This window comes from Pseudomonas sp. ADAK2 TE3594, from assembly GCF_053628675.1.
This window is the reverse complement of sequence record NZ_JBRJGV010000001.1, coordinates 4,172,617-4,198,134: the sequence shown is the minus strand read 5'-3', so window position 1 is coordinate 4,198,134 and position 25,518 is coordinate 4,172,617. Positions and strand designations below refer to the sequence as shown.

The window sequence follows — 25,518 nt, the reverse complement described above, 5'->3', positions numbered from 1 at the left end:
TTTTATTAAAGGAGGAGTATGAAGTTCTTTATTACGGGAGGCAGTGGTTTCATTGGCAGGGCATTGTGCCGCGCTCTAGTAACTCGTGGAGATGAAGTGGTGGTTCTAAGCCGAAAGGCTGGGCTGCTTATTCCCGGGGTTGAGGTGATTCTCGGTGATGTTTTCGATTGGGGGAGCGAGTTATCTCCCCGACTCCATGATGTTGATGTGGTTATTAACTGCATGGGAGAGGTCGGAGCAGAAACAAAGATGTACGAGTTACATGTTAACGGCACCAGAAGGCTGATTGAAAGTTTTTTGAGTCATTCAAAGAAAACAAAAAAACCAATACACTTCGTGCAGCTTAGCAGTGTCGGTGCCTATGGCATGGCCTCGAGATCAAACGGACGCAAAATATCGGTTAACGAACAATCCGTTCCTTACCCTGTAGGCCAGTACGAGGTCACCAAGACTGTCGCAGATGAAATAGTTGTTAGCTACTGCACAGCAGATCCAACAATGAGTTTTACAATTGTTCGTCCAACAAATGTTGTTGGGCAGGGTATGTCTAATCGGTCATTTCATCAGTTGGCCAATATGGTGCGCAGCGGTATATTTTTTTATATCGGAAACTCGGCAGCTGTCGCGAATTATGTGCATGTAGAGGATGTTGTTCGTGCACTTGTGCTTTGTGCGACAGACGAGCGTGCAAAAAATAGGACATACATTGTTTCTAACGACTGTATGTTGCGCGAAGTCATTGTTGCAATGGCCAAGCGTTACCAGGTTAGATGCCCTCGTCTGGTAGTCCCCGCGTGGTTGATTCGTTTGTCCGTAAGTTTTTTTTCGTGGATACCAAAGTTTCCGCTAACCACTGGGAGGGTTGATGCTTTGGTTTCAAAAGTCAGCTATTCGAGTGAACTAATAAAGGCTGAACTGGGCTTTATCGCCATTTTTGATATTCCTGGTTCTGTCCCCTCCATTCTGGAGGGGCAACGCTGATGGAAAGAAAAAAGATTTGTATAGTTTCAACTGTGCCTATTGTCCTGCATGTTTTCATGCGTTCGCATATTTTAAAGCTTTCAGAGTTTTTTGATGTCACGTTAGTGACATCTGGCACCGTAGAAGGCGTTGATGAATTACTATCTGCGCATGTTGATTTTGTGCGTTTGGATATCGAGAGAAAAATTTCCATTAGAAAAGATTTTCGAGCACTTTTCTTATTTTCTAAACATTTGAGAATGGCCAAGTATGATTGTGTATTCTCTCTTATGCCAAAATCGGGCTTAATCGGAATGTTAGCGGGGTTTATAGCAAGGACCCCCGTGAGGCTGCACATCTTTACAGGGCAAGTTTGGGCAACCAAATCCGGGCTGTTCCGTGTTCTATTGTCGACGCTGGATAGACTTCTGGCATTGTGCGCGACTCATCTTTTGGCGGATAGCCACTCACAAAAACGCTTCTTGGAAGTTAACCGGGTTGCACCGGTAGGCAAGATTAAAGTATTGGGCAATGGCTCCATCAGTGGTGTTGATACCAATCGGTTTGCTGCCAATTCGTTAATCAGATGCAAGATCAGGGAAATGTTAGGTATTAAGGAAAACGATGTTGTTTTCCTATTCCTGGGACGTGCTTCGCGGGCTAAGGGGGTCTTTGATCTTGCATGCGCTTTCAGAAAGTTGTCAGCGCAATTTGAAAATGTGCAACTGCTTTTGGTGGGGCCCGACGACGACGGTGTTGATAAGGAATTAAGCTCCATCCTTGTGGGTAAGGAGGGGCGCTATCATCGGATGGGATTTACCAACGTCCCGGAGGAATGGATGGCTGCTGCTGATATTTTTTGTCTACCAAGCTATCGTGAAGGCTTTGGAACGGCGGTTGTCGAGGCGGCGAGTGTCGGCTTGCCTGCTATAGTTTCAAGGATCTATGGGCTCACTGATGCGGTTGATGAAGGTAAAACCGGTGTTTTTCATCCGGCAGGCGACAGAGATGAAATATTTAACTGTATGAAGAAGCTCTACGAGGATCCGCTCTTCAGAAGCCAGCTGGCAGAACAGGCTCATCAGCGCGCGGTAAATTTTTTTTCGCAAGACTATGTAACTGCTGAAATGGACTTTTATTTGAAATCCATTCTGAAGTCATGACGTGTTCTATAACTTGGAAAAGTGTCAGTGAATATATTAATGACAGGTGCAACAGGTTTTGTCGGTCGTGCGCTGTTGCATAAACTCTGCGAAGTGACCGGTGACAGAGTCATAGCGCTGTCTCGGCGAACTATTGAAGACGCGCCTGCTAATTCAAAGGTCTTGATTTCAGAGGGCTTTTCTATTCCCGAAGCAGACCTGCCATTATTGAAAGATATTGATGTGGTGGTCCATTGTGGTGCCCGGGCTCATCAAATGCACGACGACCCTAATACGTGTTTAGAAGAATACCGTCGCGTCAACGTACTCGAAACCATCAAACTGGCAAGGCAGGCGGTTGACGCCAATGTTAAGCGATTCATATATATTAGTTCTATCAAGGTTAATGGGGAGTTGACTGAGAAGGACGGAGCGTTTAGCGCAGAGGATACCCCTGAACCCGTTGATCCTTATGGTGTATCGAAAATGGAGGCCGAGCGAGAGTTGCAACGCCTCGTCGCCACGGCTCAAATGGAGTTGGTGATAATAAGGCCTGTATTGGTTTATGGTCCCGGCGTGAAGGCTAATTTTCTAACACTAATGACTTTGATCAACCGGAGGGTACCGCTGCCCTTTGCAAGAGTTCGTAACAAACGTAGCTTTGTTTACCTGGGCAATTTGGTCGAATTTATCAAGTTGTGTATGGTGCACCCTGCTGCCGCAGGTAATGTTTTTTTGATAAGTGACGGGGAGGACTTATCAACACCAGGTCTGGTATCAAAAATATCTGCAGCATTAGGTCGACCAGCTTTTTTTATATCCATACCCGTTCGATTGATGAGTTTTTGCGCGATTGTTTTGGGTAAGCGCGCTATCACCACCCGACTGTTTTCATCCTTGCAAGTTGATGTCAGTAAAAATTCACTGCTATTAAATTGGAAGCCACCTTATAGCGTGGATCAGGGCATAGAAAATACTGTTAAAGCTTATATTGAGAATGTCAGAGCATGATCTATTACTTCTTCATAGCTTTTGTTGTTTTGCTTTCGCTCGCGCTGACTTTCGGATTGCGCCGTTACGCGATAGCACGCAAGCTTATTGACGTTCCTAATTCAAGAAGTTCTCACGTGATTCCAACGCCTAGAGGTGGGGGGGTAGCGATTGTTTTTTCTTTTTTGCTGGCGAACGTGGTGTTGTTAGCGGTGGGCATGATTTCACTGCCATTTTTCATGGCGTTTTTTTTTCCAGGCATACTGGTTGCGACATTAGGCTTTGTTGATGATCACGGTCATGTCTCTGCGCGTTGGCGGTTGCTCGGCCACTTTGCTGCGGCGCTGGGGGTTTTATTCTGTTTTGGTGGTAGTCCCTCTATTTCCATAGCGGGTTTTGTCATTAGCTCCTGGTACGTCTGTGGGTTTCTTGCTGTTTTCTATTTAGTCTGGATGATAAATTTATATAACTTCATGGACGGTATCGATGGTTTGGCGAGTGTAGAGGCGCTGACAGTAACGCTTTCTGCGGCTTTTCTATATTGGCTGGTGGGGCGGGATAATCTTATTTGGGCGCCGTTGGTCATGGCTGCTTCGGTTTCAGGTTTTCTGTTCTTCAATTTCCCGCCCGCGCGGATATTCATGGGGGATGCAGGCAGTGGGTTTATCGGGCTGATGTTGGGGGTTTTGTCAGTAAGCGGAGCAATGGCAGATCCTCAGTTTCTGTGGGGCTGGATGATACTATTGGGGGTCTTCATTGTTGATGCGACTTACACATTGGGCGGGCGCTTACTACGTGGGGAAAAAGTCTATGAAGCCCACCGAAGTCATGCCTATCAGTCAGCATCGAGGGCGCATGGTAGTCACCTAATTGTTACGATGACCGTAGGCTTAATCAATCTATGTTGGCTTTTACCCATTGCGGCGCTGGTAGTGTGTATGAAGCTTGACGGGGGGCTAGGGTTGTTGATCGCCTATTTACCTTTGCTGGTTCTCGCGCACAGATACCGTGCCGGAATGCCGGAGCAAGCTTGAAACCCCGGTTATTGTGCATACCTATAAATGTAGAGTCGTACGATCCATAACCCGTTTTTAAGGGTTATGGATCGCTTATGCTACTTTGCGGTCGGAATACCGAAGCTGTCTGGAGTGCTGGCTTGAGAAGCTGCAGGCTCGGTGGTGCGCTTTTCTTGGTAACGCTTGTTAATCCACTTTCTAGCTGGTTCTTCGATGAGGTGATGAGCAAGAGCAGAAGCGCCGATGAGTATCAAAAGTGCGCATAGCATCAAGATCTTCGGGTTGTTTAAGGCATTAAAATATTGCACGACGGAGTCGTGATGTTTCACAAGTGGGACAATGATTAAGAATTGTAATGAATAGAAGCAATAACTTATTTTTCCTAGCCATACAATTATTCTGGATGACAGCAGTTTCGCCAGTACACCGTTTCCGACAGAGAACGATATTAGCAAGAAGGCAATTGAGGGTACGATGATCCAATTGTGCCCAACGTAAAGCGGCATTTTGCTTCCGATGATACATAGATAAATAGCTACCGTCATAATTAAGGATATTTGAATGACGGGGGTGCAGTATTTTTTATATCCGCGCAGGAAAAATAGATAGGTGCAAATTCCAACGATGAACTCTGGTAATCTGAATATTGGGATTGAGTAAAAAACTTTATTTGCTGGATCGTCAAATAGCGCTGCGCTTATACCTATCATTGCGGAAAAGCACACGCAGGCCGCACTCAGTATGAAAAGACGTTTGTTATTTATACTGATCAGCTTTGGCAGTATGAAGGGGAGTAGGAAATAACAAAAAACTTCTACCGAGATAGACCAGCTTGCCCCGTCGTTCCAGTAGCTGAACATCTGCGGGAACCATGCCTGAATAACAAAGGCATTTGCGATAAGCAGCAGGGTTATTTTTATGAGTGCCATGGTTGTATCGATAACTGAACCGCTACCGAAGTCAACGCCAATCCATGGTAGCGTGGCAATCGCGGTGAACGCGTAAATTGGATATATTCGAGAGAATCTGTTGATCAGATATGATCGGTAAGTTGTATTGTCGTTTGAGTATCTATAAGCAAGTACAAAACCCGAAAGGATGAAGAACAGACTCATCCCGATAGCACCTTGGTCCAGTATGTTTTTTATATAAGTGTTGTCGGACAGCGGCCAGCGGATATGCATGTGAAAAAGGAAAACATAAAGTGCCGCAAAAAATCTCAACCCAGTAAGCGGGAGGATTTCAGATTTTGCAATCATATTGCTGAGTCCGTTTGGTATTTTGGTGAATCTTAACATGGAGAAACACAGACCTGTGCCTGCTTTTTCCGTTAGAGCAGACAGGTACCGTTGCGCATCGCTCGCAGGGTTTCACAAGCAGGTCGCGACAAGATGCGGTCCCACACTAATTGGTGCTGGCCCCAAGGAACCCACTTAGCCTTCTATCGTTTCGAAACGATTCGAGGTTGATCCAAGACACCGCGCTGGCAAGCGCGGTTGCGATACGCCCATGAGTTGGACGTCTAGGTGTTCACCAGGTGTGCAGGTCCGCAGCAGATGCGGCTTGGAGGTGGAGCCCGCTAAACCTCCGCGCGGAAGCAGCATTCGTATTGTCTTTCCAGTGTGTGCAATAGACAGTCTTTTTTCGTGCGCGCGCCCGTGGGGTGTCAGCGCTTTGTCAAGCAGCTACGTCATTTTCGAATCGGTTTGCAGCAAATGCATATCTGCAAAATCACAGGTGGCATATGCCCTGTGTACCCATTAATATGGCCGCAGTAGTTCATTTTTATGGATAATGCTGCTGGTTAGGAGTAACGCTTCATAGCTGGCAAAAAGAATAGGTGTTCTGTGCAGATTATCATTCCTATGTCTGGGTTCGGCGAACGTTTCCGCCGTGCGGGGTACTCCAAGCCTAAGCCCCTGATCGAAATTGACGGAAAGCCTATCGTTGCTCATGTGATCGATATGTTTCCAGGTGAGCAAGATTTTATTTTTATCTGTAATCAGGATCATCTGGATAATCCTGATTATCGGATGGCAGAAGTCCTTAATCAGTATTGCCCTAGCGGTCGTGTAGTGGGTATTCCGTCGCATAAGCTGGGACCTGTTCATGCCGTCTTGCAAGTCGCTGATCTTATAGATCTCGACGCGCCGGTCATTGTTAATTATTGCGATTTTACCTGCTATTGGGATTGGAATAATTTCAAGAAATTTGTTCGTGAAACCGCATGTGTTGGAGCGATACCCGCCTACAAAGGATTTCACCCGCATACACTAGGTAGCACTAACTACGCCTATTTGCGTGAAACAGATGGCTGGGTTCAGGATATACAGGAAAAGCAACCCTACACTAACAATCGTATGGCTGAGTTTGCCTCCAGCGGCACGTATTATTTCGCCTCAGGGGCAATCATGAAAGAGGCCTTTGATCGGACCGTCGATCAGGGGTTGAATGTGGGGGGGGAGTTTTACGTCAGCCTTGCGTATAAACCGCTACTCGAGAGTCATCTGCCTGTCGCTGTCTACCCACTTCAACATTTCATGCAATGGGGGACACCTGAAGATGTGTCGGAATACAACGGTTGGTCAACTGCTTTCCGCGCGATGTTATCGTCAGCTGATGCAGCGACACCACAAGTTGGTTCTATAATTATTCCAATGGCCGGGTTGGGATCGCGCTTTGTAAATGAAGGTTACAGCGTTACCAAACCTCTCATCCCCGTTTCAGGTAAACCGATGGTTACCCAGGCTGTCGAAGATTTGCCTTCGGCACGTCATCATGCTTTTGTGATTAGAAGTGATATGCCTGAGTATGACGTCATTACCCAGGAAATCGGAATACTCTACCCCGATGCAATTGTGTGTACTATTCCGGGGATCACAGAAGGGCAAGCATGTACCGCACTGCTTGGACTCGACGCGCTTGAAGAATCGATGGGCAATGTTCCAGGGCCGATTACAATTGGTGCGTGCGATAACGGAGTTTTATTCGACGCTCAGGCGTTTCAAAAGCTCATTGGTAACCCAGAGGCGGATGTCATCGTCTGGGGTGTTCGCAGGCATGCCAACGCCATTCGCCATCCTCAAATGTTTGGTTGGATAGACGCTGAGCACGGGCTCGTAAAATCGATTTCAGTAAAGGTTCCTCTTGATACACCGGCAAACGATCCTATTGTTATAGGGTGTTTTACCTTCCGTCGGTCAGAGGATTTTCGCCGGGTAATTGATCGTTTAATTGCTCGGGATGGACGCGTCAATGGTGAGTTTTATATTGACTCCTGTATTAATGATGCCATCGAACTTGGTTTAAAGTGTTTCCTGTTTGAAGTGGACAGTTTTATTTCTTGGGGCACGCCCAATGATTTGCGGACATTTGAATATTGGCAGTCCTGTTTCCACAAATGGCCAGGTCACCCTTATCGTCTCGAGCTAGACAAGCGCGTGTCCATCGAAGCGCTACCTTCGCTTGATGCGCTTTATATGGCGCCGCTGATTAGCTTGCCGGAAGCGCGTAAATGCTAGGCCGCGAACTGGGCATCTTCATCATCGTTGGCTCACTGACGGTATTAGTTGATTTTTTGTCCTATCGTGGGTTGGTGGAAGGGCTCGCGATCCAGGTTGATATTGCGAAGGGTTCCAGTTTTTTGATCGGAACGATTTTCGCGTATTTTATGAACCGGACCTGGACATTTGGCCGCGTGACTCACTTCTCGGGTACGGCTTGGCGTTTTATAACGCTCTATGCCATTACGCTCGGCGCTAATGTACTGGTTAATACATGGACGCTGGATATGTTTCGTCACGCGTCAGCAGTTGTTCAGTGGGCTTTCTTGCTGGCAACGGGAGTCTCGGCCGCATTAAATTTCGTAGGCATGAAGTGGTTCGTATTTAAAAAGAAACCCGTGCTGGAGCATCGATGAAGTTTTCCTTGATAATTCCTTGTTTTAATGAATCCGCTAACCTGCCTTTATTGTTAGAGCGATGTAAGGATTTCGCTCGCCTTCCTGATGTGGAGGTGATTCTGGTCGACAATGGTTCGACAGATGATAGTCCGAGAGTTCTACGGGATTTGCTGCCCCTGTACCCAGGGCTTCGTAGTATTCGCGTCGAAAAAAATCAAGGTTACGGGTTTGGTATTCTATCGGGTCTTAGTGTCGCCGAAGGGGAGATTTTGGGCTGGACTCACGCGGACATGCAAACGGACCCGCAGGATGCTTTGCGTGGTTTAAAACTGTTCGAGCAGTATGGATCGGATATTTTCGTGAAAGGACGGCGCTATGGACGCCCGATGAGCGATGTGGTCTTTACGGTTTGCATGAGCCTTTTTGAAACGCTGCTGTTACGTAAACCGCTATGGGATATCAATGCCCAACCCACAATGTTCTCCAAGCGTTTTTATCAGTCTTGGCAACACCCGCCTCACGATTTTTCCCTTGACCTTTATGCGTACTATCTAGCGCGCAGTCATCATCTTGATGTGCATCGTTTTTCAGTAAAATTTGGCGACAGAGCGCATGGCTCGTCGCACTGGAACATCAATTGGGCCGCCAAGCTAAAGTTCATTCGCCGCACGGTGGAATTCAGTATTCAGTTGAAGAAGAGTCTAGAGCCATGAAACTAATTTCACATCGTCGTAACACAATTGCAGAACTTAATGCGACCCCGACAAAGTACGGTGTCGAAGTCGATATTCGCAGTTGTGGAGAGCAATTGATTATTCATCACGACCCGTTTGTCTCTGGGGAGTCTTTTGATGCCTGGCTCGCTGTCTACCAGCATTCCACATTAATCTTGAACGTTAAAGAAGAGGGCCTTGAGGGTCGATTGATTTCGTTGATGGAATCCCGGGGTATTGAGGACTATTTCTTTCTTGATCAGTCTTTTCCGTTCTTAATAAAATGGTCAAATTTGGGAGTAAACCGCTGCGCGGCGAGAGTTTCGGAGTTTGAATCGATTGAAACTGCTTTGACACTTGCCGGTAAGGTCGATTGGATCTGGGTAGATTGCTTCAGTCGCTTCCCCCTGAGCAAAACTGATGCAACCCGATTGAAGACAGCCGGTTTCAAATTGTGTCTGGTTTCCCCGGAGCTTCAAGGGCGCAATGCAGAGACTGAAATCCCGGAGTTAATCTTGTTACTGGATTCGCTTGATATTACGGCGGATGCCGTATGTACGAAGCGACCTGACCTCTGGGAACAAGTAGCTAACCGACCATGAGAGGACGCGTATTGAATCCTCTGTTCCTGCTGGGACTCGTCATTCGGTTGTCGTTGATTGCGGTAATCGTCCCAACTGCAGTGGCTGATTGGTATGCTCCTTTTTTGCAGGTAAGTGCCAGCTCAGTGAGCCTTGATCCATGGGCTGTCTGGCTTCAGCAAGGTGGCGTTCCGGCGGCTTTTCCGTACGGTTATACGATGTGGTTGTCGTTTCTACCGCAGACGCTGATCTGTGACGCAATAGGAATACCGATTACTTATGCATATGGGGCCACTTTGTTCGTGGCGGACATAGCAGTGTTACTAATACTGAGGAGGATGCTGCCAGGTCAGGATCGACTGCTGTTGGCCGTTTATTGGTTGTCACCGATCGTTATCGTTGCCAGTTATTTTTTTGGATTCAACGATTTGATCCCCGTGTTGTTTCTGGTTGTCTCGCTGTATTACATGAGGCAGGCTCGTTTGCTTCTTGCGGGTTTAGCCTGCGTGGCGGCAATTTCAGCAAAGTTAAGCATGATATTGGCGCTGCCGTTTTTCATGATTTACTTATTCCATAATCGTACGCTTCGTCAGTTTTTACGCTATTTCATCAAGGGTTTATTGATCGGAGCTGTGTTCACATTGCTGCCGTTTTTTATCATAGCGGATGCCGGCGTGGCAATGCTGCTCAACAACCCGGAGATGGTAAAGGTTTACCAGTTAACTATTGATCTGGGTGGTAATATTAAAATTTATATTACCCCCTTGGTGTATCTGTTAATACTTTATCTGGCGTGGCGGGTCAGGCGCCTGAATTTCGAGTTGTTTAACGCAATATTGGGTATTTCGTTTTTGCTTGTGATTCTAATGACGCCGGCCTCTCCCGGTTGGTTTGTTTGGATAGTGCCGCTATTAGTAACGTATCAAGTTAATAGCGATAATATCGCAGTGTTGTTGGTGTCAATATTCTCCGTATTGTATGTGTTGAGCAGTCTACTGATGAGCGCGCAGATTGGTTTGCTGTCGGCATCGTTTTATGCCTGGATTGGCTGGACGATACCTCCTCAACTGGAGGCGCATGTATTGTCATTGCTCCATACTGGAATGGTGGCTACTGGTATTGTGCTTGCCATCCGCATCTGGCGAGAAACGGTGAGTCGTAACGATTTTTTCCGTTTAAGTCGTAAACCGTTTGTCCTTGGGGTCGCGGGTGACTCTGGCGCTGGCAAAGATACATTCTCGGATGCGATAGAAGGCTTATTCGGTAGTCATTCAGTCGCTACCGTTTCGGGCGATGACTACCATCTTTGGGATAGACAAAAACCCATGTGGCAGGTCATGACCCATCTCAATCCAATGGCGAACGACCTTGAAGGGCTTGCGCATGATCTGGTGTCGCTGACCGACGGAAAAAGCATCCAGTCACGTCATTACGATCACCAGAGTGGTCGGATGAGTCGCCCGCTTCATGTCAAAAGCAACGACATTATTATTGCCAGCGGCCTCCATGCGCTCTACTTGCCGATCTTGCGTAACTGCTACAACCTGAGCGTCTATCTGGATATCGATGAAGGCTTGCGACAGTATTTTAAGCTCAGGCGTGATGTCCATCAACGAGGGCATACTGTCGAGCGGGTAATGTCATCCTTTGAAAAGCGTGAGCCGGACTCCGTACGATTCATTCGGCCGCAAGCGTCGCTTGCGGATCTGGTGTTCTCGCTGCAACCGATTCACCCCTGCACCCTTGATGACACTGCCGGCAATAACCCCATGCGCTTCAAGCTTGTCGCGCGCTCGCGTAACGGGCTCGGTGAATTGACGTTGATGAGAGTGCTCATAGGCGTTTGTGGCTTGCACGTGGACATGGTGGGAGGGAGTGTTTCTTCGGAGGTTGAACTGACGATCGAAGGCGAAACATCCGCTGAGGATATTGCGCTGGCCGCACACTTGATCTGTCCTCGCATTTTTGAGTTTTTAGATGTCCAGCCGAAATGGCAAGATGGGGTTATGGGCTTGATGCAACTAATCACTTTGTCTCACATCAATCAAGCGCTTACAAAACGGTTCATATGATGAAGATATATTCAAAAGAGCGATTTGATCGATTGCCGGACGCCATTCTGTTCGACACCGATAATACGTTGTACCCCTATGATCCTGCCCACGCGGCGGCGCAGCGAGCCGTAAGAAACAAGGTGGTCAAGACGTTTTCGATTAAACCCGAGGATTTTGACAAAACCTTTAAAGAAGCACGAGAGCAAGTGAAGTCACGCCTTAAAGGTACGGCGTCATCCCATAGTCGACTTCTGTATCTCCAGCGCATGCTCGAACTCATGGGGTTGGGATCTCAGGTACTGCTCGCCCTTGACTTCGAACAGACGTATTGGAGGACGTTCCTCAGTAACGCCATGCTATTTCGCGAGGTCAAGGAGTTGCTGGATGACATTCGACTTCTCGGTATTCCTACCGCAATCGTGACTGATTTGACGGCTCAAATTCAGTTTCGAAAAGTCGTTTATTTCGGTCTTGATCACTACTTTGACTACATCGTTACCAGCGAGGAAGCCGGGTTCGATAAGCCGCACGAAGCTCCGTTCCAGATTGCCTTGGAAAAAATGCGCCCCAAAGGCGACTGCATTTGGATGATTGGTGACAATCCAGTTAATGATATCCGTGGTGGCCGAGAGAAAATCGGAGCAGTGACGATACAAAAAATCCATGAAGGGACTCCGCTAGGGGTTGGCGAAAACGCCCCTGATGCTTCATTCCAGGAGTTTGGAGCGCTTCGTCGTTGTCTGGCCAAGTTGGGAGAGCGGCAATGAATTTTGTTGAAGACGAACGCGTGACTTCGGTCATCAATTATTGCGATCAGATAGGTCAGGACCCTCTGTTAGTTCAAGGCGCTGGCGGCAATGTCTCCTGGAAAGATGGTGACACACTGTGGGTAAAAGCGTCAGGTACATGGCTCGCTGCTGCAAGCAAGGAGATCTTCGTCCCCGTAGACTTGCAGCAACTTCGCGTGGCGATAGACGCGGGGCATTTTGACGTTAAACCAAAAGCGCTGGATGGGGGGAGTCTAAAGCCGTCGATTGAAACCTTACTTCATGCCCTGATGCCTCAGAAAGTTGTTGCACACCTCCATGCCATCGAGGTTTTGGCATATTTGGTCCGGGAAAATTGTGAAGAGCTTTTCCAGGCGTTGTTAACCAATTGTCCTCGATGGGTGATGGTTGATTACTACAAACCAGGCGCCGAATTGGCGAGTGCGGTGAACTCGGCTACCGCACAGGACTCGGCGATAAAGATCGTTTTCTTGCGTAACCATGGCGTGGTGATTGGAGGTGATGATGTCGAAGAGATCAATCACACGCTGACATTGTTAATCAGTCAGCTAAGCGCTCACGTTGGCGAAAGCGCGCTTGATACGCCGTCGGAAATACCTACAGCCCTGCCTGGCCTGGAGCGGTACGTGCCGGTAGTAGACCGCGTGCTGCATCAATTGGCGCTCGATCCGAAGCTTTTTGCGGCACTTGGCCCGACTTGGGCGTTATACCCTGATCATGTGGTTTTTCTAGGTGCGCAAGCTCACACCTACCCCTCGTTTGAGGTGCTTTCACAGGTTATTCAGGAGCGCGGGTCTGAACCAGAACTTGTGTTTGTGCAAGGGCGGGGAGTTTATGTAAAAGCGGACTTTACTAAGGCCAAGTACGCTCAATTACTTTGCTATTACGAAGTTATCAGGCGCCAGCCCGAAGAGGCGAAGATTCGCGCGTTGTCAGAGCCCCAGGTGTTTGAGCTGCTGCACTGGGATGCAGAGCTTTACAGAATCCAGGTCTCTCAATAGTATGGCTACGATTTCGGATTTTTTTAGAATGACAAAAAATAATAATTTTGATGGGAGTGTGGTTGATCGCCAGGCGTTGATCAGTAAATATGTTACGAGGGTCTGTTATTTATTGATTTTATTGGTGGTGTTGACACTTTTTGTTGAGAACTTTGTTTTTTCCGAAAGCTTTATCGTGCTTCGTTTTAGAGAAATAGACGATGTTGCATTTCAGGAAACATTAAGGCGTGTTCATTTACTGATCGAAAGTTCGCAGTATTCGAAAATATGGGAGATAAATGACTATGCTTACGGTTGGATTTTTTGGGCGCCTTTATCGTTCTTGACCTACCCATTGTATTTGTTAAGTACCCACGCGGGTATTGATTGGCCATTGATTGTTGCACCTAGGCAACTGTCGTTGTTGTTTTCTGTTATGAGTCTTCCGGTTCTGAGCAAGTTGTTGTCTGCGGAAGGGGTTGCGGCAAGGGAGCGGGCGATCGCCTTATTGATCTTTACACTGTTCCCGACATTTGGTTTTTTTTCACTGAAGTTTGGAACCGTTAGCGCGGTGATGTTTTTTTCAATTTTTAGTGTATATCTGGCGCTACGAGATAACCCGTCGACGGGGCGGGGGCGTGTATGGATTGTTCTTTCTCTGGCGATGGCGGGGGGGATAAAGCTAAGTGGTTTACTCATCGCGCCGCTTGTTTTTTTACTCGTGGTATTTCGCTACAAGCGCCAGTCCCCCGCTATTATCCTGCGCGATTTTATTATTGCTTGTCTGTTGTTCTCGTTGTTGCTCGTGGTGTTTACCAATCCCGCATTGATGCTTGCTTATTTTTATCCGGATATCGCTGAAAAGTACTGGGAAATACTAAGTCATTTTATGGCCGTCACGCACATCGCTTCTGGCTCCGAAAGTGCTGTTTTCAGATTTTATCGAGCTGTATTTTCAAGTGGAATGAATTTTTTCATCATGCTGATGCTAGTGATTGGTGTGATGTTGTTCTTTGCTAAAGAGAAAAAAGTCAGACTGGATTTAGTGGCCATTGCTTTTGTTGTTTTGCTGGTGGGACTGTATCTGGGGATCACGGTAAAAAATGGCAACAGCATCGGTGTTTATTTTACATCGGTATCGTTTCTGTTCTTGTTTGGCGTTGCCGGATGGGCACGTACCCGTTACGGTTTTTTCGTACTGATAGGGTTGCCATCTTTACTCTTCGTTGATTTGGTTGTTCGGGAACAATATGAGCTGAATACAGAGTTCAATGTAAGTGATGTAAGGGGGAGTAAGTGGAATCATTTGACCTATTTTGTGAAAGATATCAAATTCAGAGGCCAGGTTGAAACCGGTGGCGAGATATCGAAATGTATGGGTGTCTCTGAGAACAGGGCGTGGCCAGGGCATGTGTTTATAGATTTTACTATCCCGACTGGATTCAACTCTTTGAGCTTTCCGAAGTCCTGCGTTTCTGTGGTTTGGAACAATTTGTCGCCGGCTGGAAAATATTGTGATCGGCCGTTGGATTTTATTGTCCTTGATAAAACAGTGCCGGGTTCATTACCTCAGAACGAGTTTGAAAAAAAACTAGCTTCAACTGATGAGAAACTGGTGGAGTCTTTAAAAAACGACCGTGCTGCCCGGATTGAGCTGGCTCTAACAGGCGCGTTTAATAATCAACGGTTTAAAAGAGTGTGCGACTTGCCAACGGTTCAGGTGTTTGAAGCGGTCAAGTAGCTGTTGCTGCGAGACAATGATTGATTTGCAGGTTGTTCAACGGCAAGCGACGTGGCACAGACCATCAAATTGCGCCCGTCACCCCAGAGAAGGTGGGGGGCGCTGCAGGCGGGGGGGGAGGCGACGGCGGATGACGGCGCATCATTTAGCGGCCATTTGGGCAGTTACATAGCTATTCTCCTGTTCTTTTTCGATTCGTCGCAAACGAATCAATCTGCGGGGCAATCTTCATTGTAATTTTTCTGTGACGATGAACCTTACCTACGTACAATGAGCGTTGCCGATTCATCCAAGGGAGCAGGCCAGATTGGTAAAGGGGTATATGGATAGATTGCGCGCGTTTTTGCTGGCGTTGCCTCGTCGGCGGAAACGGATGATCCAGGTTTTTACTGACGTAATATTGGTCTGGGGTGCCCTGTGGATGGCATTTATCGTGCGTCTGGGCATCGACGATATGGTGAATCCGTTTCGCGAGCATCTGTGGTTGTTCGTCAGTGCTCCGCTGATCGCCATTCCGCTGTTTGTCCGGTTCGGCATGTATCGTGCGGTGATGCGCTACTTTGGCAATGATGCGCTCATCGAGATATTCAAGGCCGTCACGTTATCCTCCTTGATACTTTCAGTCATCGTCTACTGGTACAGCAACCATCAGACCGTGGTGCCGAGGTCCATCGTCTTCAATTATTGGTGGCTCAGCCTGGTCATCATTGGTGGTCTGCGTCTCGGCATGCGCCATTATTTTATGGGCGACTGGTTTTCGGCATCTCAAAGATCGCCTTTCTCCGGCCGCGAAGATGGTCTGACGAAAGTCGCCATTTATGGTGCGGGGGCTGCTGGTAATCAGTTGGTCGCCGCGCTGCGCATGGGCCGTGTGATGCGCCCTGTGGCGTTTATCGATGATGATGCCGGTATTGCTGACCGGGTCATTTCGGGGTTGCAAGTCTACAAACCCAAACAGATTCAACAGATGATAGATGTGACCGGGGCTCAGGAGATCCTGCTTGCTATCCCTTCTTCCAGCCGTGGGCGCCGTCGAGAAATCCTCGGCTTCCTGGAAGGGTTTCCGTTACACGTACGCAGTGTTCCCGGCTTCATGGATCTGGCCAGTGGCAGGGTTAAAGTCGACGACATTCAAGAAGTAGACATCGCCGATTTACTGGGACGAGACGCCGTTCCAGCCCAGCACGCTTTGCTGGAGCATTGCATCAAGGGTCAAACGGTCATGGTGACCGGGGCTGGAGGTTCAATCGGTTCCGAGCTGTGTCGGCAGATCATTGAGTTGGCGCCTACGACATTACTGTTGTTTGATCATAGCGAATTCAATCTTTACACCATTCTTTTGGAACTTGAGCAACGAATCCTTCGGGAGTCGTTGCCCGTCAGGTTGTTGCCGGTTCTGGGCTCCATCCGTCATCCGCACAAACTACTCGATGTGATGAAGACCTGGCAGGTAGATACCGTCTATCACGCGGCTGCTTATAAACATGTGCCGATGGTCGAGCATAATATCGCTGAAGGCGTGCTGAACAATGTCATGGGCACGTTGAACACTGCTCAGGCTGCCTTGCAGTCGGGTGTGGCCAACTTTGTGTTGATCTCCACCGATAAAGCGGTGCGTCCGACCAACATCATGGGCAGCACCAAGCGTTTGGCGGAGTTGACCCTGCAGGCCCTCAGTCGTGAAGTTGCCCCGGTACTGTTTGGCGACAAGGCCAATGTATCCCGGGTCAACAAAACCCGTTTCACCATGGTTCGTTTTGGCAATGTGTTGGGGTCGTCAGGTTCGGTGATTCCGTTGTTCCACAGTCAGATCAAATCCGGCGGGCCGCTGACGGTCACGCACCCGAAGATCACCCGTTACTTCATGACCATTCCCGAAGCCGCGCAACTGGTGATTCAGGCCGGTTCCATGGGGCAGGGGGGCGATGTGTTCGTGCTGGACATGGGGGAACCAGTGAAGATCATCGAATTGGCGGAGAAGATGATTCACCTGTCCGGTTTGAGCATCCGCTCGGAAAAGAACCTGCACGGTGACATTTCCATTGAGTTCACCGGCCTGCGTCCGGGAGAGAAGCTCTATGAGGAGTTACTGATCGGGGATAACGTCGCTGCGACGTCCCATCCAATGATCATGTCCGCCAACGAAGACCATCTGCCTTGGGATGTGCTCAAGGGCCGTTTGACCGAGCTGTTGTTGGCGGTTGAGCAGGACGATTACTCCCGCGTGCGCCAGCTCCTGCGAGAAACGGTCAGTGGTTATACCCCCGACGGCGAAATCGTTGACTGGATCTACCAGCAACGCCGTCTCGAACCCTGATTGTTTCACATCCTGCAATAGACACACTTTTGACAGCTCCATAACATCGCCTAAGTTTAGGGGGCAGCTTCGGAAAAGCTGCTTCTTTCAATCGATGTCATGGAGCTTCATCTATGCGTACTGGCTATTTCTACTCTCTGGTTTTTGCCCTGCTCACCAGCGCCTCTATCGCGGCCATCGCTGCGCCGACGGTCGTGGCAGAGGCTACCAAGGCACCCTTGATGCTGGACGTTGCCGCCAAGGCTCAAACCGCCAAGGTCGATCTCAATGGGGCTGATGCGCCGACTCTGCAGCGCGAGTTGACCGGGATTGGTGAAGCGAAGGCCAAGGCGATTGTTGCTTATCGTGAGAGTAATGGGCCGTTTTCGTCCGTCGACGAATTGTTGGAAGTGAAAGGGATTGGCAAAGCCATTCTGGACAAGAATCGCGAGAAGCTGGAAGTGAACTAAGCTTGTAAATCCACCCAAGAGGCCGGTCATTGACCGGCCTTTTTGCATATTGCCGCAGAGGGTGATTTGGCGCCTTTCATCGGAAGACAAAAAATTACGGCTATCATATAGCTCTTAAATTATGCCTATAATAAATTCGTCATTCGTTGATGCGCCCTGACTTTCAGGCGCTCGCCTTCCTCAAGCATCCTCCAGGAGCATTGTCATGAATTCTGTCCAGACCCAAGGTACGGCCCTCGTCACCGGTGCTTCTTCCGGCATCGGTGCGGTTTACGCGGAGCGGTTGGCAGCGCGTGGTTTTGATTTGTTGCTGGTGGCCCGTGATCAAGAACGGCTGGAAGCGGCAGCGAGCAAGTTGCGCGCTGCGCATGGGGTTCAGGTGGAGGTACTGAAGGCAGATCTGACGCAAAAGGATGATGTGTTGAAGCTTGAGCAGCGTCTGCGCAGCGATTCGAGTATCAGCCTGTTGCTGAACAACGCCGGTGTGGCGGCGGATGGTTTGCTCGCCAACGCCGATATGGATCAGCTGGAGCGTTTGATTCAGTTGAACGTTACTACGGTGACGCGCTTGGCCTCGGCGGCGGCGGCCAGTTTTACCAAGGCTGGTCGCGGGACGATCATCAATATTGCGTCGGTGGTGGCGTTGTTTCCTGAGCGGTTCAATGCGACGTACAGCGCGAGCAAGGCTTATGTGTTGAGCCTGACTCAGTCGTTGAACGCCGAACTGCAGGGCACCGGGGTCCAGGTTCAAGCGGTGTTGCCGGGTGTAACACGCACCGAGATTTTGGAGCGCTCCGGTATCGATGCGTCCCAGATTCCGGCGGATATGATCATGGAAGCGGGAGAGATGGTCGACGCGGCATTGTCGGGTCTGGACCAAGGTGAGTTGATCACCATTCCTTCGTTACCGAATGCCTCCGAGTGGGAGGCCTTTATGGCGGCGCGTCATGCGATGGCGCCGAATCTGTCCAGAAGCACGGCCGCCACGCGCTACAAGTGAGGCACCATGAATCGGCTTGAGGTATTTGCGTTATGAGTAATCGTCGAGTAGTGGTCACGGGCATGGGCCTGGTGTCGCCGTTGGGTAGTGGCGTCGAAGCGGTTTGGGCGCGTCTGTTGGCCGGGCGTTCTGGGTTGCGGGCGTTACCGGACGAGGTGGTTGCCGATCTGTCCACCAAGGTTGGTGGCGCAGTGCAGACGCTGGCGGAAGATCCGGAGGCGGGTTTCGACCCGGACCGGGCGACGCCGCCCAAAGAGCAGAAGAAGATGGACCGCTTCATTATGTTTGCCATGGAGGCGGCGCGTCAGGCACTGGAGCAGGCCGGTTGGCATCCGCAGGACGTCAACGCCCAGGAACGCACGGCCACCATTATTGGCTCGGGCGTGGGTGGTTTCGGCGCGATTGCCGATGCGGTGCGCACCACCGACAGCCGTGGTCCGCGACGTTTGTCGCCGTTCACCATTCCTTCGTTTCTGGTCAACCTCGCCGCGGGCCATGTGTCGATCGAGCACGGTTTCAAGGGTCCTTTGGGGGCTCCGGTAACAGCGTGCGCGGCCGGGGTTCAGGCGATTGGTGACGCGGCGCGGCTGATTCGATGTGGTGAGGCAGACATTGCTGTGTGTGGCGGTGCGGAGGCGGCGATCGATCGTGTCAGCCTCGCCGGGTTCGCAGCAGCTCGAGCCTTGTCCAGCGGTTACAACGACACCCCGGAACGTGCCTCGCGGCCGTTCGACTCTGATCGTGACGGCTTTGTGATGGGCGAAGGCTCTGGCCTGCTGGTGATCGAGTCCCTGGAGCATGCCCTGGCGCGCGGCGCTCAACCGTTGGCGGAGCTGGTCGGTTACGGCACCAGCGCCGACGCCTATCACCTGACCGCGGGGCCTGAAGATGGCAGCGGTGCACGTCGGGCGATGTCGCTGGCGTTGGCCCAGGCAGGCATTTCGCCGGCGCAGGTGCAGCATCTCAACGCTCATGCGACCTCGACGCCGGTTGGGGATTTGGGGGAGTTGGCGGCCATCAAATCGTTGTTCGGCTCGGACAACAAGATAGCGGTGACGTCGACCAAATCTGCCACCGGGCATTTGCTAGGCGCCGCTGGCGGGATCGAGGCGATCTTTACGCTGCTGGCGCTCCGCGATCAGGTGGTGCCGGCGACGCTTAACTTCGATAACCCGGATCCGGCGGCGCAAGGCGTGGACATCGTTCACGGTCAGGCGCGGCCAATGACGATCGAGTACGCGATGTCCAACGGCTTCGGATTTGGCGGCGTCAACGCCAGTGTGTTGTTCAAATACTGGGATGAGTAGTTCAAGGCAGATGGCACGAATAGTGATTACTCATTCGCTAACGATTGTTGAACAATCACGAGGCGTTGAGTATGAGCAGCGGACTGTCCCTGGCCGACCACATCACATTGGAGTTACGCGCTGACATCATCGGCGGTCGTTTGCTGCCGGGCATGGCGTTGGTGGAAAACGATCTGGTGTCGGCTTACAACGCCTCGCGAAACACAATTCGCGAGGCGTTGCATCGTCTGGGGCAGGAAGGGCTGACCCGTTATGTCCGCAACAAAGGCGTGATGGTGCGCAGGTTGGGGGCTGATGATGTGCGCGATCTGTTCAAGGTCCGTCGCACCCTGGAACTGCAAGCCATCAGCGCCAGTCAGCCGCTTCGTGATTATCAGTCCGACCGGATGCTTGAAGCCCTGGAGGCCACCGAGCTGGCCCGGGAGCGTGAGGACTGGCGTGCCGTCGGCACCCACAGCCTGGCATTTCATCAACACATTGTCGGATTGCTGCGCAGGTCCATTGTTCGATGAGTTCTTCACTAACGTTGTCGCGCAACTGCGCCTGGTGTTTTGCACCGCTCCCGACGAATCACGTTTTCAGGCGCCCTGGCTAGCGCGTGACCGGCAGATTCATGACTTGTTGGCCGACGGCGATAAGCGCGCGGCCGGGGACGCCATGAGCCTTTATCTCGACGACTCCGAACACCTCCTGTTGCAAATGCTTGCCCCTTCTTCCCATCACTGATCGAGGATTTGTGCCATGTACAAAGACTATCCGGCGGCCTATCAAGTCAGCAAAGGCTCGGCCTTGCAGGTAGACACGGCTTTCTACGAGAGAGTTCGGGACAAGAAAGAAGGGCGCACGCTGATCGAACAATTCGAAGTGCCGATCCGCACCGGCCGCGCCTGGAATGTGCCAGCCGGGCATGTGTTCAGGGTCACGACCCCGATCGGCCCGCAAGTCGGGGACTTCAATGTCTGGAATGCCCACGACCCGCGCGAACGCTTGTGGGCCGCGCGGACCCGGCAGTTGCAAGGGGCGCATGTCAGCACCCATGACCGGCTCTGGTCGAACCTGCCTTTCTTAAGACCGCTGGTGACCATTACCGACGATAGCCTGGCCGGGTACGGCATCGACGAACATGGCGGGCGTTTGCATGATTTGCTGGGGACGCGCTGCGATCCCTATGTGAACAAAATGCTCACCGGCGAGGACTTCCATCATCACTGCCACTCGAATTTGACTCGCGCAGTGTTACCCCATGGCCTGACCGAGTTTGACGTGCATGATGTGCTGAACATTTTTCAGTGCACCGGCCTGAACCACGACGACATGTACTTCATGAAAGCCTGCCCGGCACAGAAGGGCGATTACCTGGAGTTTTTTGCCGAGATTGATTTGCTGTGTGCACTGTCGACCTGTCCGGGTGGCGATCTGTCCTTGGCCATGTGGGGGCCGGATGCGCAGGATCCGTTGAGTGTGTGTCGTCCGCTTGGGGTGGAGATTTATCGGTTGGAGGATTCTTTGCTCGAGGGCTGGAGCCAGCCGGAACGTGCGGCTTACAAAGGGCTGCATGGCTTGCACATCGCCAAGGCCGATTGGGAAAAGTAAGCGCCAAAAGCAGAGCAAAAAGATCGCAGACTCGTAGGAGCTGCCGAAGGCTGCGATCTTTTGATCTTTTGATCTTTTGATCTTTTGATCTTTTGATCTTTTGATCTAGCGGTCCTGCGCATCCTTGGCATCCGCTTCCGCGTTGCGTTCGGCGACGCGCTTGCGTTGCTCTTCGGTCAATTCGACCTTGTTGGCGGTGTCGCGCAGCATCATCAAACCGCCAACGATCGAGCCGATGGCAACGATCAGAATCAACCAGGCATACCAAGGCATAACGGCTCTCCTTAAGGACAGGCCGATGGGCGAGGGTTCGCCGATCGATCCTGCATACCACTTTTGAGCGATGGAATTTCGCAGTGGTTCCATTCTAGGCCTGTTATGTCCCGTTCATCTGCGCCATATCTTCGAAACTACAGTCAGAGCCCGGTCAACATCGCATCGGCCGGCGCGTCGGCACGCAGTTGCGCGGTGAGCATGAAATACACGAAACCCACTGCCATGAAGCCGAGGAAGATCAACCCGATCAAGGTGTTGAACCAGGCCATCGCCACCAGGCAAACCACTGCCAGCACCAGCGCAATGAACGGCACCAGCGGGTAGCAAGGCGCGCGGAAAGTGCGTTCCAGGTTCGGTTCGGTTTTGCGCAGTTTGAACAGGCTGAGCATGCTCATGATGTACATCACGATCGCGCCGAATACCGCCATGGTGATCATCGCCGCCGTCAGCGTCATGCCACCGAGGTTGATCAAGCCGTCGCTGTAGATCGCCGCGATGCCGATCACGCCACCGGCGATGATCGCCCGGTGCGGGGTCTGGAAACGCGACAATTTGGCCAGCGATGCCGGCAGGTAACCGGCCCGGGCGAGGGCGAAGAACTGCCGCGAGTAGCCGAGGATGATCCCGTGAAAACTCGCCACCAGGCCGAACAAACCGATCCACACCAGCATGTGCAACCAGCCGGAGCTTTCGCCGACCACGGCTTTCATGGCTTGCGGCAGCGGATCGTTGATGTTCGACAGGGTGCGCCAGTCGCCGACGCCGCCAGCAAAGAACATCACGCCCATGGCCAGCAGCACCAGGGTCAGGATGCCGCTGATGTAGGCTTTGGGAATCGTACGTTTCGGGTCCTTGGCTTCTTCGGCGGCCATGGCTGCACCTTCGATGGCCAGGAAGAACCAGATGGCAAACGGAATGGCCGCGAACATCCCGGCAATCGCTGGCGCACCGAACACATCAGAACCGGCCCAGCCGTTGAGGGCGAAGTTACTGAAGCTGAATGCCGGAGCGACCACGCCCATGAACACCAGCAATTCGGCGACCGCCAGCACGCAGACCACCAGTTCGAAGGTCGCGGCCAGTTTCACGCCGAGGATGTTCAGGCCCATGAACACGATGTAGGCACCGACCGCCGCGTGTTTCGGGTCGAGGGCTGGAAACTGCACGTTCAGGTAGGCACCGATCGCCAGGGCAATCGCTGGTGGGGCGAAGACGAATTCGATCAGGGTCGCCAACCCGGCAATCAATCCGCCTTTTTCACCAAAGGCGCGGCGGCTGTAGGCAAAGGGACCGCCGGCATGGGGAATGGCGGTGGTCAGTTCGGTGAAACTGAAGATGAAGCAGGTGTACATGGTGGCGACCATGAAAGAGGTCACCAAAAAGCCCAGTGTCCCGGCAACGCCCCAGCCGTAACTCCAGCCGAAGTACTCACCGGAAATCACCAGCCCGACCGCGATACCCCACAGGTGGAGCGTGCCCAGCGTGGGTTTGAGTTGTGTGTTCATGCGTTGCTCCCTGAACGGTTTGGAAAAGCTCGGGGGAGGGCGTGTGCAGTGGGCGTGCCATTTTTCAGGTGGGCGTCGTAAAGCGCTGAAAGCTGTCGTATCGGGGATGTTCGCGGCTGAATGCGGGTTTTTTGTGCGCCAGTTGGGGGCGTCGGTGCCTGTTCTGCCGTCATCGCGGGCAAGCCCGCTCCCACAAGGATATGCGTTTAGCGATACACCACCGTCCCCTGTGGGAGCGGGCTTGCCCGCGATGAGGCCCGCCCGGACACCGCTGCAACAACGGCATAAACCCACTCTTTACGCATTCTTTATGCCCCGCCCCACCCCTCGATCTCGCGCCTTTACAGCCTCCCTACCGACAATCACTCCACACACGGCAATACGCCGTAATACGGAGAACTTCCATGAGCGTTCTGGACGGGGTGTCACTGCTATTGGCAGTGGGGCTGTTCATTTATCTGTTGGTTGCGCTGTTGCGCGCGGACCGGAACTAGGAGCGGCTATGCACAGTTATGACTATTGGCTGATCCTCGCCTTCTTCGCCGTGGTGCTGATTCCGGCACCGTTTCTGGGGCGCTTCTACTACAAGGTGATGGAAGGGCAGCGCACCTGGCTTTCACCGATCCTCGGGCCGGTGGAGCGTGGTTGCTATCGGGTGGCCGGCGTCGATCCGCAGGCCGAGCAGAGCTGGCAGAAATACACCCTGGCCTTGCTCGCTTTTAACCTCGCGGGTTTTTTGCTGCTGTTTGCGATCCTGCTGTTCCAGGACCATTTGCCATTGAACCCGCAAAACCTGCCGGGTCAGGAGTGGACGCTGGCGTTCAACACCGCCGTCAGCTTCATGACCAACACCAACTGGCAGGCCTACAGCGGCGAAGCGTCCCTGAGCTACCTGAGCCAAATGGTCGGCCTCACCGTGCAGAACTTCGTCAGTGCTGCCACTGGCCTCGCCGTGTTGGTTGCACTCTGTCGCGGCATCGGCCGCAAATCCACCAAAACCCTCGGCAACTTCTGGGTCGACATGACTCGCGCCACCCTTTACGGCCTACTGCCGCTGTGTCTGCTGCTGGCGCTGTATCTGGTGTGGCAGGGCGTGCCGCAAACCTTCGCTCAGTACGTAAATGCCGTGACGATGCAGGGCGTCGATCAGGTGATCCCGCTCGGCCCGGCCGCCAGCCAGATTGCGATCAAGCAACTGGGCACCAACGGCGGTGGCTTCTTCGGTGTCAACTCGGCGCATCCGTTCGAGAACCCGACGGCGTGGAGCAACCTGTTCGAAGTCGCTTCGATCATTCTGATCCCGGTGGCGTTGGTGTTCACCTTCGGCCATTACGTGAAAGACCTGCGTCAGAGCCGCGCGATCATCGCCTGCATGCTGGCGCTGTTTTTGATCGGCGGCGCGACTTCGCTGTGGGCTGAGTACCAGCCTAACCCGACCCTGAACAACGTCGCCGTCGAACAGACCGCGCCGCTGGAAGGCAAGGAAGCGCGCTTCGGTACCACCGCCACCGTGCTGTGGTCGGTGACCACCACGGCGGCGTCGAACGGTTCGGTCAATGGCATGCACGACAGCCTCAACCCGCTGAGCGGCATGGTCGCGATGGTCAACATGATGGTCGGCGAAGTGATCTTCGGCGGCGTCGGAGCCGGGCTCTACGGCATGTTGCTCAACGTGCTGATTGCGGTATTCCTCGCCGGCCTGATGATTGGCCGCACCCCGGAATACCTCGGCAAGAAACTGCAAGCCCGGGAAGTTCAGCTGCTGGTGGTGACGTTGCTGGTGATGCCGGTCGGCGTGCTGGTGCTCGGCGCGATTGCCGCCAGCCTGCCTGGCCCGGTCGCGGCGGTCAGTAACCCTGGTGCTCACGGTTTCAGTCAGTTGCTCTATGCCTACACCTCGGCCAGTGCCAACAACGGCTCGGCGTTCGGCGGTTTCGGTGCCAACACCGCGTTCCACAACCTGATGCTGGGACTGGGCATGTTGATCGGGCGCTTCGGCTACATCCTCCCGGTACTGGCCCTGGCCGGCAGCTTGGCGATGAAGAAAACCGCGCCGATCGGCCAGAACAGCTTCCCGACTCACGGCCCGCTGTTCGTGACCTTGCTGACCGTGACCATTTTGCTGGTGGGTGGTTTGACCTTCTTGCCGACGCTGGCGCTGGGTCCAATTGCCGAACATCTGAGCTTGGGCTTCTAAGGAGTCAA

General features: G+C 51.9%; 22 protein-coding genes and 1 pseudogene. 20 read left to right on the top strand and 3 right to left on the bottom strand.

The features are described 5' to 3' along the window. Positions 1-18 precede the first annotated feature (18 nt). From AB7M22_RS18560 to AB7M22_RS18545, 4 genes are read left to right on the top strand one after another with little or no spacing between them, the layout of a single operon-like run. Complete coding sequence (locus AB7M22_RS18560) at positions 19-981, top strand: NAD-dependent epimerase/dehydratase family protein (protein ID WP_454187378.1); 963 nt, start codon at positions 19-21, stop codon at positions 979-981. Continuing rightward, positions 981-2,123, top strand: coding sequence for a glycosyltransferase (locus AB7M22_RS18555; RefSeq protein ID WP_454187377.1), 1,143 nt, complete (start codon positions 981-983; stop codon positions 2,121-2,123). Before AB7M22_RS18560 ends, AB7M22_RS18555 begins: the two co-directional genes overlap by 1 nt. Before the next feature lie 27 nt (positions 2,124-2,150). Beyond that, positions 2,151-3,113, top strand: a complete 963-nt coding sequence (locus AB7M22_RS18550) for an NAD-dependent epimerase/dehydratase family protein (RefSeq protein ID WP_454187376.1) — start codon at positions 2,151-2,153, stop codon at positions 3,111-3,113. Then, positions 3,110-4,126 carry an MraY family glycosyltransferase gene (locus tag AB7M22_RS18545; RefSeq protein ID WP_454187375.1) on the top strand — a complete coding sequence of 339 codons (1,017 nt, stop codon included), beginning with the start codon at positions 3,110-3,112 and terminating at the stop codon, positions 4,124-4,126. The genes AB7M22_RS18550 and AB7M22_RS18545 overlap by 4 nt, the downstream gene beginning before the upstream one ends. 80 nt (positions 4,127-4,206) lie before the next feature. On the opposite strand, the gene AB7M22_RS18540 is transcribed toward AB7M22_RS18545, so the two are convergent. Then, positions 4,207-5,367, bottom strand: coding sequence for an acyltransferase family protein (locus tag AB7M22_RS18540; protein WP_454187374.1), 1,161 nt, complete (start codon positions 5,365-5,367; stop codon positions 4,207-4,209). Between the two features lie 588 nt (positions 5,368-5,955). Here AB7M22_RS18540 and AB7M22_RS18535 point away from each other — a divergent pair. From AB7M22_RS18535 to AB7M22_RS18470, 14 genes and pseudogenes are all read left to right on the top strand, one after another. Beyond that, on the top strand, positions 5,956-7,629 hold the full coding sequence (locus AB7M22_RS18535) for an NTP transferase domain-containing protein (RefSeq protein ID WP_454187373.1): 1,674 nt from the start codon (positions 5,956-5,958) through the stop codon (positions 7,627-7,629). Further along, positions 7,623-8,027, top strand: a complete 405-nt coding sequence (locus AB7M22_RS18530) for a GtrA family protein (protein ID WP_454187372.1) — start codon at positions 7,623-7,625, stop codon at positions 8,025-8,027. Before AB7M22_RS18535 ends, AB7M22_RS18530 begins: the two co-directional genes overlap by 7 nt. Continuing rightward, on the top strand, positions 8,024-8,722 hold the full coding sequence (locus tag AB7M22_RS18525) for a glycosyltransferase family 2 protein (RefSeq protein ID WP_454187371.1): 699 nt from the start codon (positions 8,024-8,026) through the stop codon (positions 8,720-8,722). Before AB7M22_RS18530 ends, AB7M22_RS18525 begins: the two co-directional genes overlap by 4 nt. Then, positions 8,719-9,324: a phosphatidylinositol-specific phospholipase C/glycerophosphodiester phosphodiesterase family protein gene (locus AB7M22_RS18520; RefSeq protein WP_454187370.1), complete on the top strand. Its 606-nt coding sequence runs from the start codon at positions 8,719-8,721 to the stop codon at positions 9,322-9,324. The genes AB7M22_RS18525 and AB7M22_RS18520 overlap by 4 nt, the downstream gene beginning before the upstream one ends. A gap of 11 nt (positions 9,325-9,335) precedes the next feature. Beyond that, positions 9,336-11,375: a hypothetical protein gene (locus tag AB7M22_RS18515; protein ID WP_454187369.1), complete on the top strand. Its 2,040-nt coding sequence runs from the start codon at positions 9,336-9,338 to the stop codon at positions 11,373-11,375. Then, complete coding sequence (locus tag AB7M22_RS18510) at positions 11,375-12,124, top strand: HAD family hydrolase (RefSeq protein ID WP_454187368.1); 750 nt, start codon at positions 11,375-11,377, stop codon at positions 12,122-12,124. Before AB7M22_RS18515 ends, AB7M22_RS18510 begins: the two co-directional genes overlap by 1 nt. After that, a complete protein-coding gene (locus AB7M22_RS18505) occupies positions 12,121-13,146 on the top strand; it encodes a class II aldolase/adducin family protein (RefSeq protein ID WP_454187367.1) in 1,026 nt (341 codons plus the stop codon). Before AB7M22_RS18510 ends, AB7M22_RS18505 begins: the two co-directional genes overlap by 4 nt. 1 nt (position 13,147) lies before the next feature. Continuing rightward, the gene (locus AB7M22_RS18500) at positions 13,148-14,866 is read left to right on the top strand and encodes a hypothetical protein (protein WP_454187366.1); all 1,719 of its coding nucleotides are present in this window, start codon (positions 13,148-13,150) and stop codon (positions 14,864-14,866) included. 322 nt (positions 14,867-15,188) lie between these two features. Further along, positions 15,189-17,183 (top strand): polysaccharide biosynthesis protein, encoded by a 1,995-nt coding sequence (locus AB7M22_RS18495; protein ID WP_454188835.1) that lies wholly within the window; start codon positions 15,189-15,191, stop codon positions 17,181-17,183. A 113-nt stretch (positions 17,184-17,296) separates the two neighbouring features. Further along, a complete protein-coding gene (locus AB7M22_RS18490; protein ID WP_454187365.1) occupies positions 17,297-17,632 on the top strand; it encodes a ComEA family DNA-binding protein in 336 nt (111 codons plus the stop codon). A gap of 205 nt (positions 17,633-17,837) precedes the next feature. Next, complete coding sequence (locus AB7M22_RS18485; RefSeq protein ID WP_454187364.1) at positions 17,838-18,632, top strand: SDR family NAD(P)-dependent oxidoreductase; 795 nt, start codon at positions 17,838-17,840, stop codon at positions 18,630-18,632. 32 nt (positions 18,633-18,664) lie between these two features. Next, entirely contained in the window at positions 18,665-19,939 is a 1,275-nt protein-coding gene (fabF, locus tag AB7M22_RS18480; protein ID WP_454187363.1) for a beta-ketoacyl-ACP synthase II, read from the top strand. Positions 19,940-20,010: 71 nt separating this feature from the next. Then, a pseudogene (locus AB7M22_RS18475) lies at positions 20,011-20,665 on the top strand (GntR family transcriptional regulator). Between the two features lie 15 nt (positions 20,666-20,680). Then, positions 20,681-21,532: an urea carboxylase-associated family protein gene (locus tag AB7M22_RS18470; protein WP_454187362.1), complete on the top strand. Its 852-nt coding sequence runs from the start codon at positions 20,681-20,683 to the stop codon at positions 21,530-21,532. A 105-nt stretch (positions 21,533-21,637) separates the two neighbouring features. On the opposite strand, the gene AB7M22_RS18465 is transcribed toward AB7M22_RS18470, so the two are convergent. Further along, a complete protein-coding gene (locus AB7M22_RS18465; RefSeq protein WP_008006000.1) occupies positions 21,638-21,805 on the bottom strand; it encodes a DUF2897 family protein in 168 nt (55 codons plus the stop codon). 143 nt (positions 21,806-21,948) lie between these two features. Then, on the bottom strand, positions 21,949-23,313 hold the full coding sequence (gene eat, locus AB7M22_RS18460) for an ethanolamine permease (protein WP_008006002.1): 1,365 nt from the start codon (positions 23,311-23,313) through the stop codon (positions 21,949-21,951). Positions 23,314-23,717: 404 nt separating this feature from the next. On the opposite strand from eat, the gene kdpF reads away from it, so the two are divergent. Continuing rightward, positions 23,718-23,807 (top strand): K(+)-transporting ATPase subunit F, encoded by a 90-nt coding sequence (gene kdpF, locus AB7M22_RS18455; protein ID WP_007899818.1) that lies wholly within the window; start codon positions 23,718-23,720, stop codon positions 23,805-23,807. Positions 23,808-23,815: 8 nt separating this feature from the next. Beyond that, complete coding sequence (kdpA, locus tag AB7M22_RS18450) at positions 23,816-25,510, top strand: potassium-transporting ATPase subunit KdpA (RefSeq protein ID WP_454187361.1); 1,695 nt, start codon at positions 23,816-23,818, stop codon at positions 25,508-25,510. The last annotated feature ends 8 nt before the right edge of the window (positions 25,511-25,518 follow it).

What these genes read in the sequence shown, in the direction of transcription:
- AB7M22_RS18560 (WP_454187378.1), top strand. Translation starts at nt 19, where the DNA reads ATGAAGTTCTTTATTACGGGAGGCAGTGGTTTCATTGGCAGGGCATTG.
- AB7M22_RS18555 (WP_454187377.1), top strand. Translation starts at nt 981, where the DNA reads ATGGAAAGAAAAAAGATTTGTATAGTTTCAACTGTGCCTATTGTCCTG.
- AB7M22_RS18545 (WP_454187375.1), top strand. Translation starts at nt 3,110, where the DNA reads ATGATCTATTACTTCTTCATAGCTTTTGTTGTTTTGCTTTCGCTCGCG.
- AB7M22_RS18540 (WP_454187374.1), bottom strand. Translation starts at nt 5,367, where the DNA reads ATGATTGCAAAATCTGAAATCCTCCCGCTTACTGGGTTGAGATTTTTT.
- AB7M22_RS18530 (WP_454187372.1), top strand. Translation starts at nt 7,623, where the DNA reads ATGCTAGGCCGCGAACTGGGCATCTTCATCATCGTTGGCTCACTGACG.
- AB7M22_RS18525 (WP_454187371.1), top strand. Translation starts at nt 8,024, where the DNA reads ATGAAGTTTTCCTTGATAATTCCTTGTTTTAATGAATCCGCTAACCTG.
- AB7M22_RS18520 (WP_454187370.1), top strand. Translation starts at nt 8,719, where the DNA reads ATGAAACTAATTTCACATCGTCGTAACACAATTGCAGAACTTAATGCG.
- AB7M22_RS18510 (WP_454187368.1), top strand. Translation starts at nt 11,375, where the DNA reads ATGAAGATATATTCAAAAGAGCGATTTGATCGATTGCCGGACGCCATT.
- AB7M22_RS18505 (WP_454187367.1), top strand. Translation starts at nt 12,121, where the DNA reads ATGAATTTTGTTGAAGACGAACGCGTGACTTCGGTCATCAATTATTGC.
- AB7M22_RS18500 (WP_454187366.1), top strand. Translation starts at nt 13,148, where the DNA reads ATGGCTACGATTTCGGATTTTTTTAGAATGACAAAAAATAATAATTTT.
- AB7M22_RS18495 (WP_454188835.1), top strand. Translation starts at nt 15,189, where the DNA reads ATGGATAGATTGCGCGCGTTTTTGCTGGCGTTGCCTCGTCGGCGGAAA.
- AB7M22_RS18490 (WP_454187365.1), top strand. Translation starts at nt 17,297, where the DNA reads ATGCGTACTGGCTATTTCTACTCTCTGGTTTTTGCCCTGCTCACCAGC.
- AB7M22_RS18485 (WP_454187364.1), top strand. Translation starts at nt 17,838, where the DNA reads ATGAATTCTGTCCAGACCCAAGGTACGGCCCTCGTCACCGGTGCTTCT.
- fabF (WP_454187363.1), top strand. Translation starts at nt 18,665, where the DNA reads ATGAGTAATCGTCGAGTAGTGGTCACGGGCATGGGCCTGGTGTCGCCG.
- AB7M22_RS18470 (WP_454187362.1), top strand. Translation starts at nt 20,681, where the DNA reads ATGTACAAAGACTATCCGGCGGCCTATCAAGTCAGCAAAGGCTCGGCC.
- AB7M22_RS18465 (WP_008006000.1), bottom strand. Translation starts at nt 21,805, where the DNA reads ATGCCTTGGTATGCCTGGTTGATTCTGATCGTTGCCATCGGCTCGATC.
- eat (WP_008006002.1), bottom strand. Translation starts at nt 23,313, where the DNA reads ATGAACACACAACTCAAACCCACGCTGGGCACGCTCCACCTGTGGGGT.
- kdpF (WP_007899818.1), top strand. Translation starts at nt 23,718, where the DNA reads ATGAGCGTTCTGGACGGGGTGTCACTGCTATTGGCAGTGGGGCTGTTC.
- kdpA (WP_454187361.1), top strand. Translation starts at nt 23,816, where the DNA reads ATGCACAGTTATGACTATTGGCTGATCCTCGCCTTCTTCGCCGTGGTG.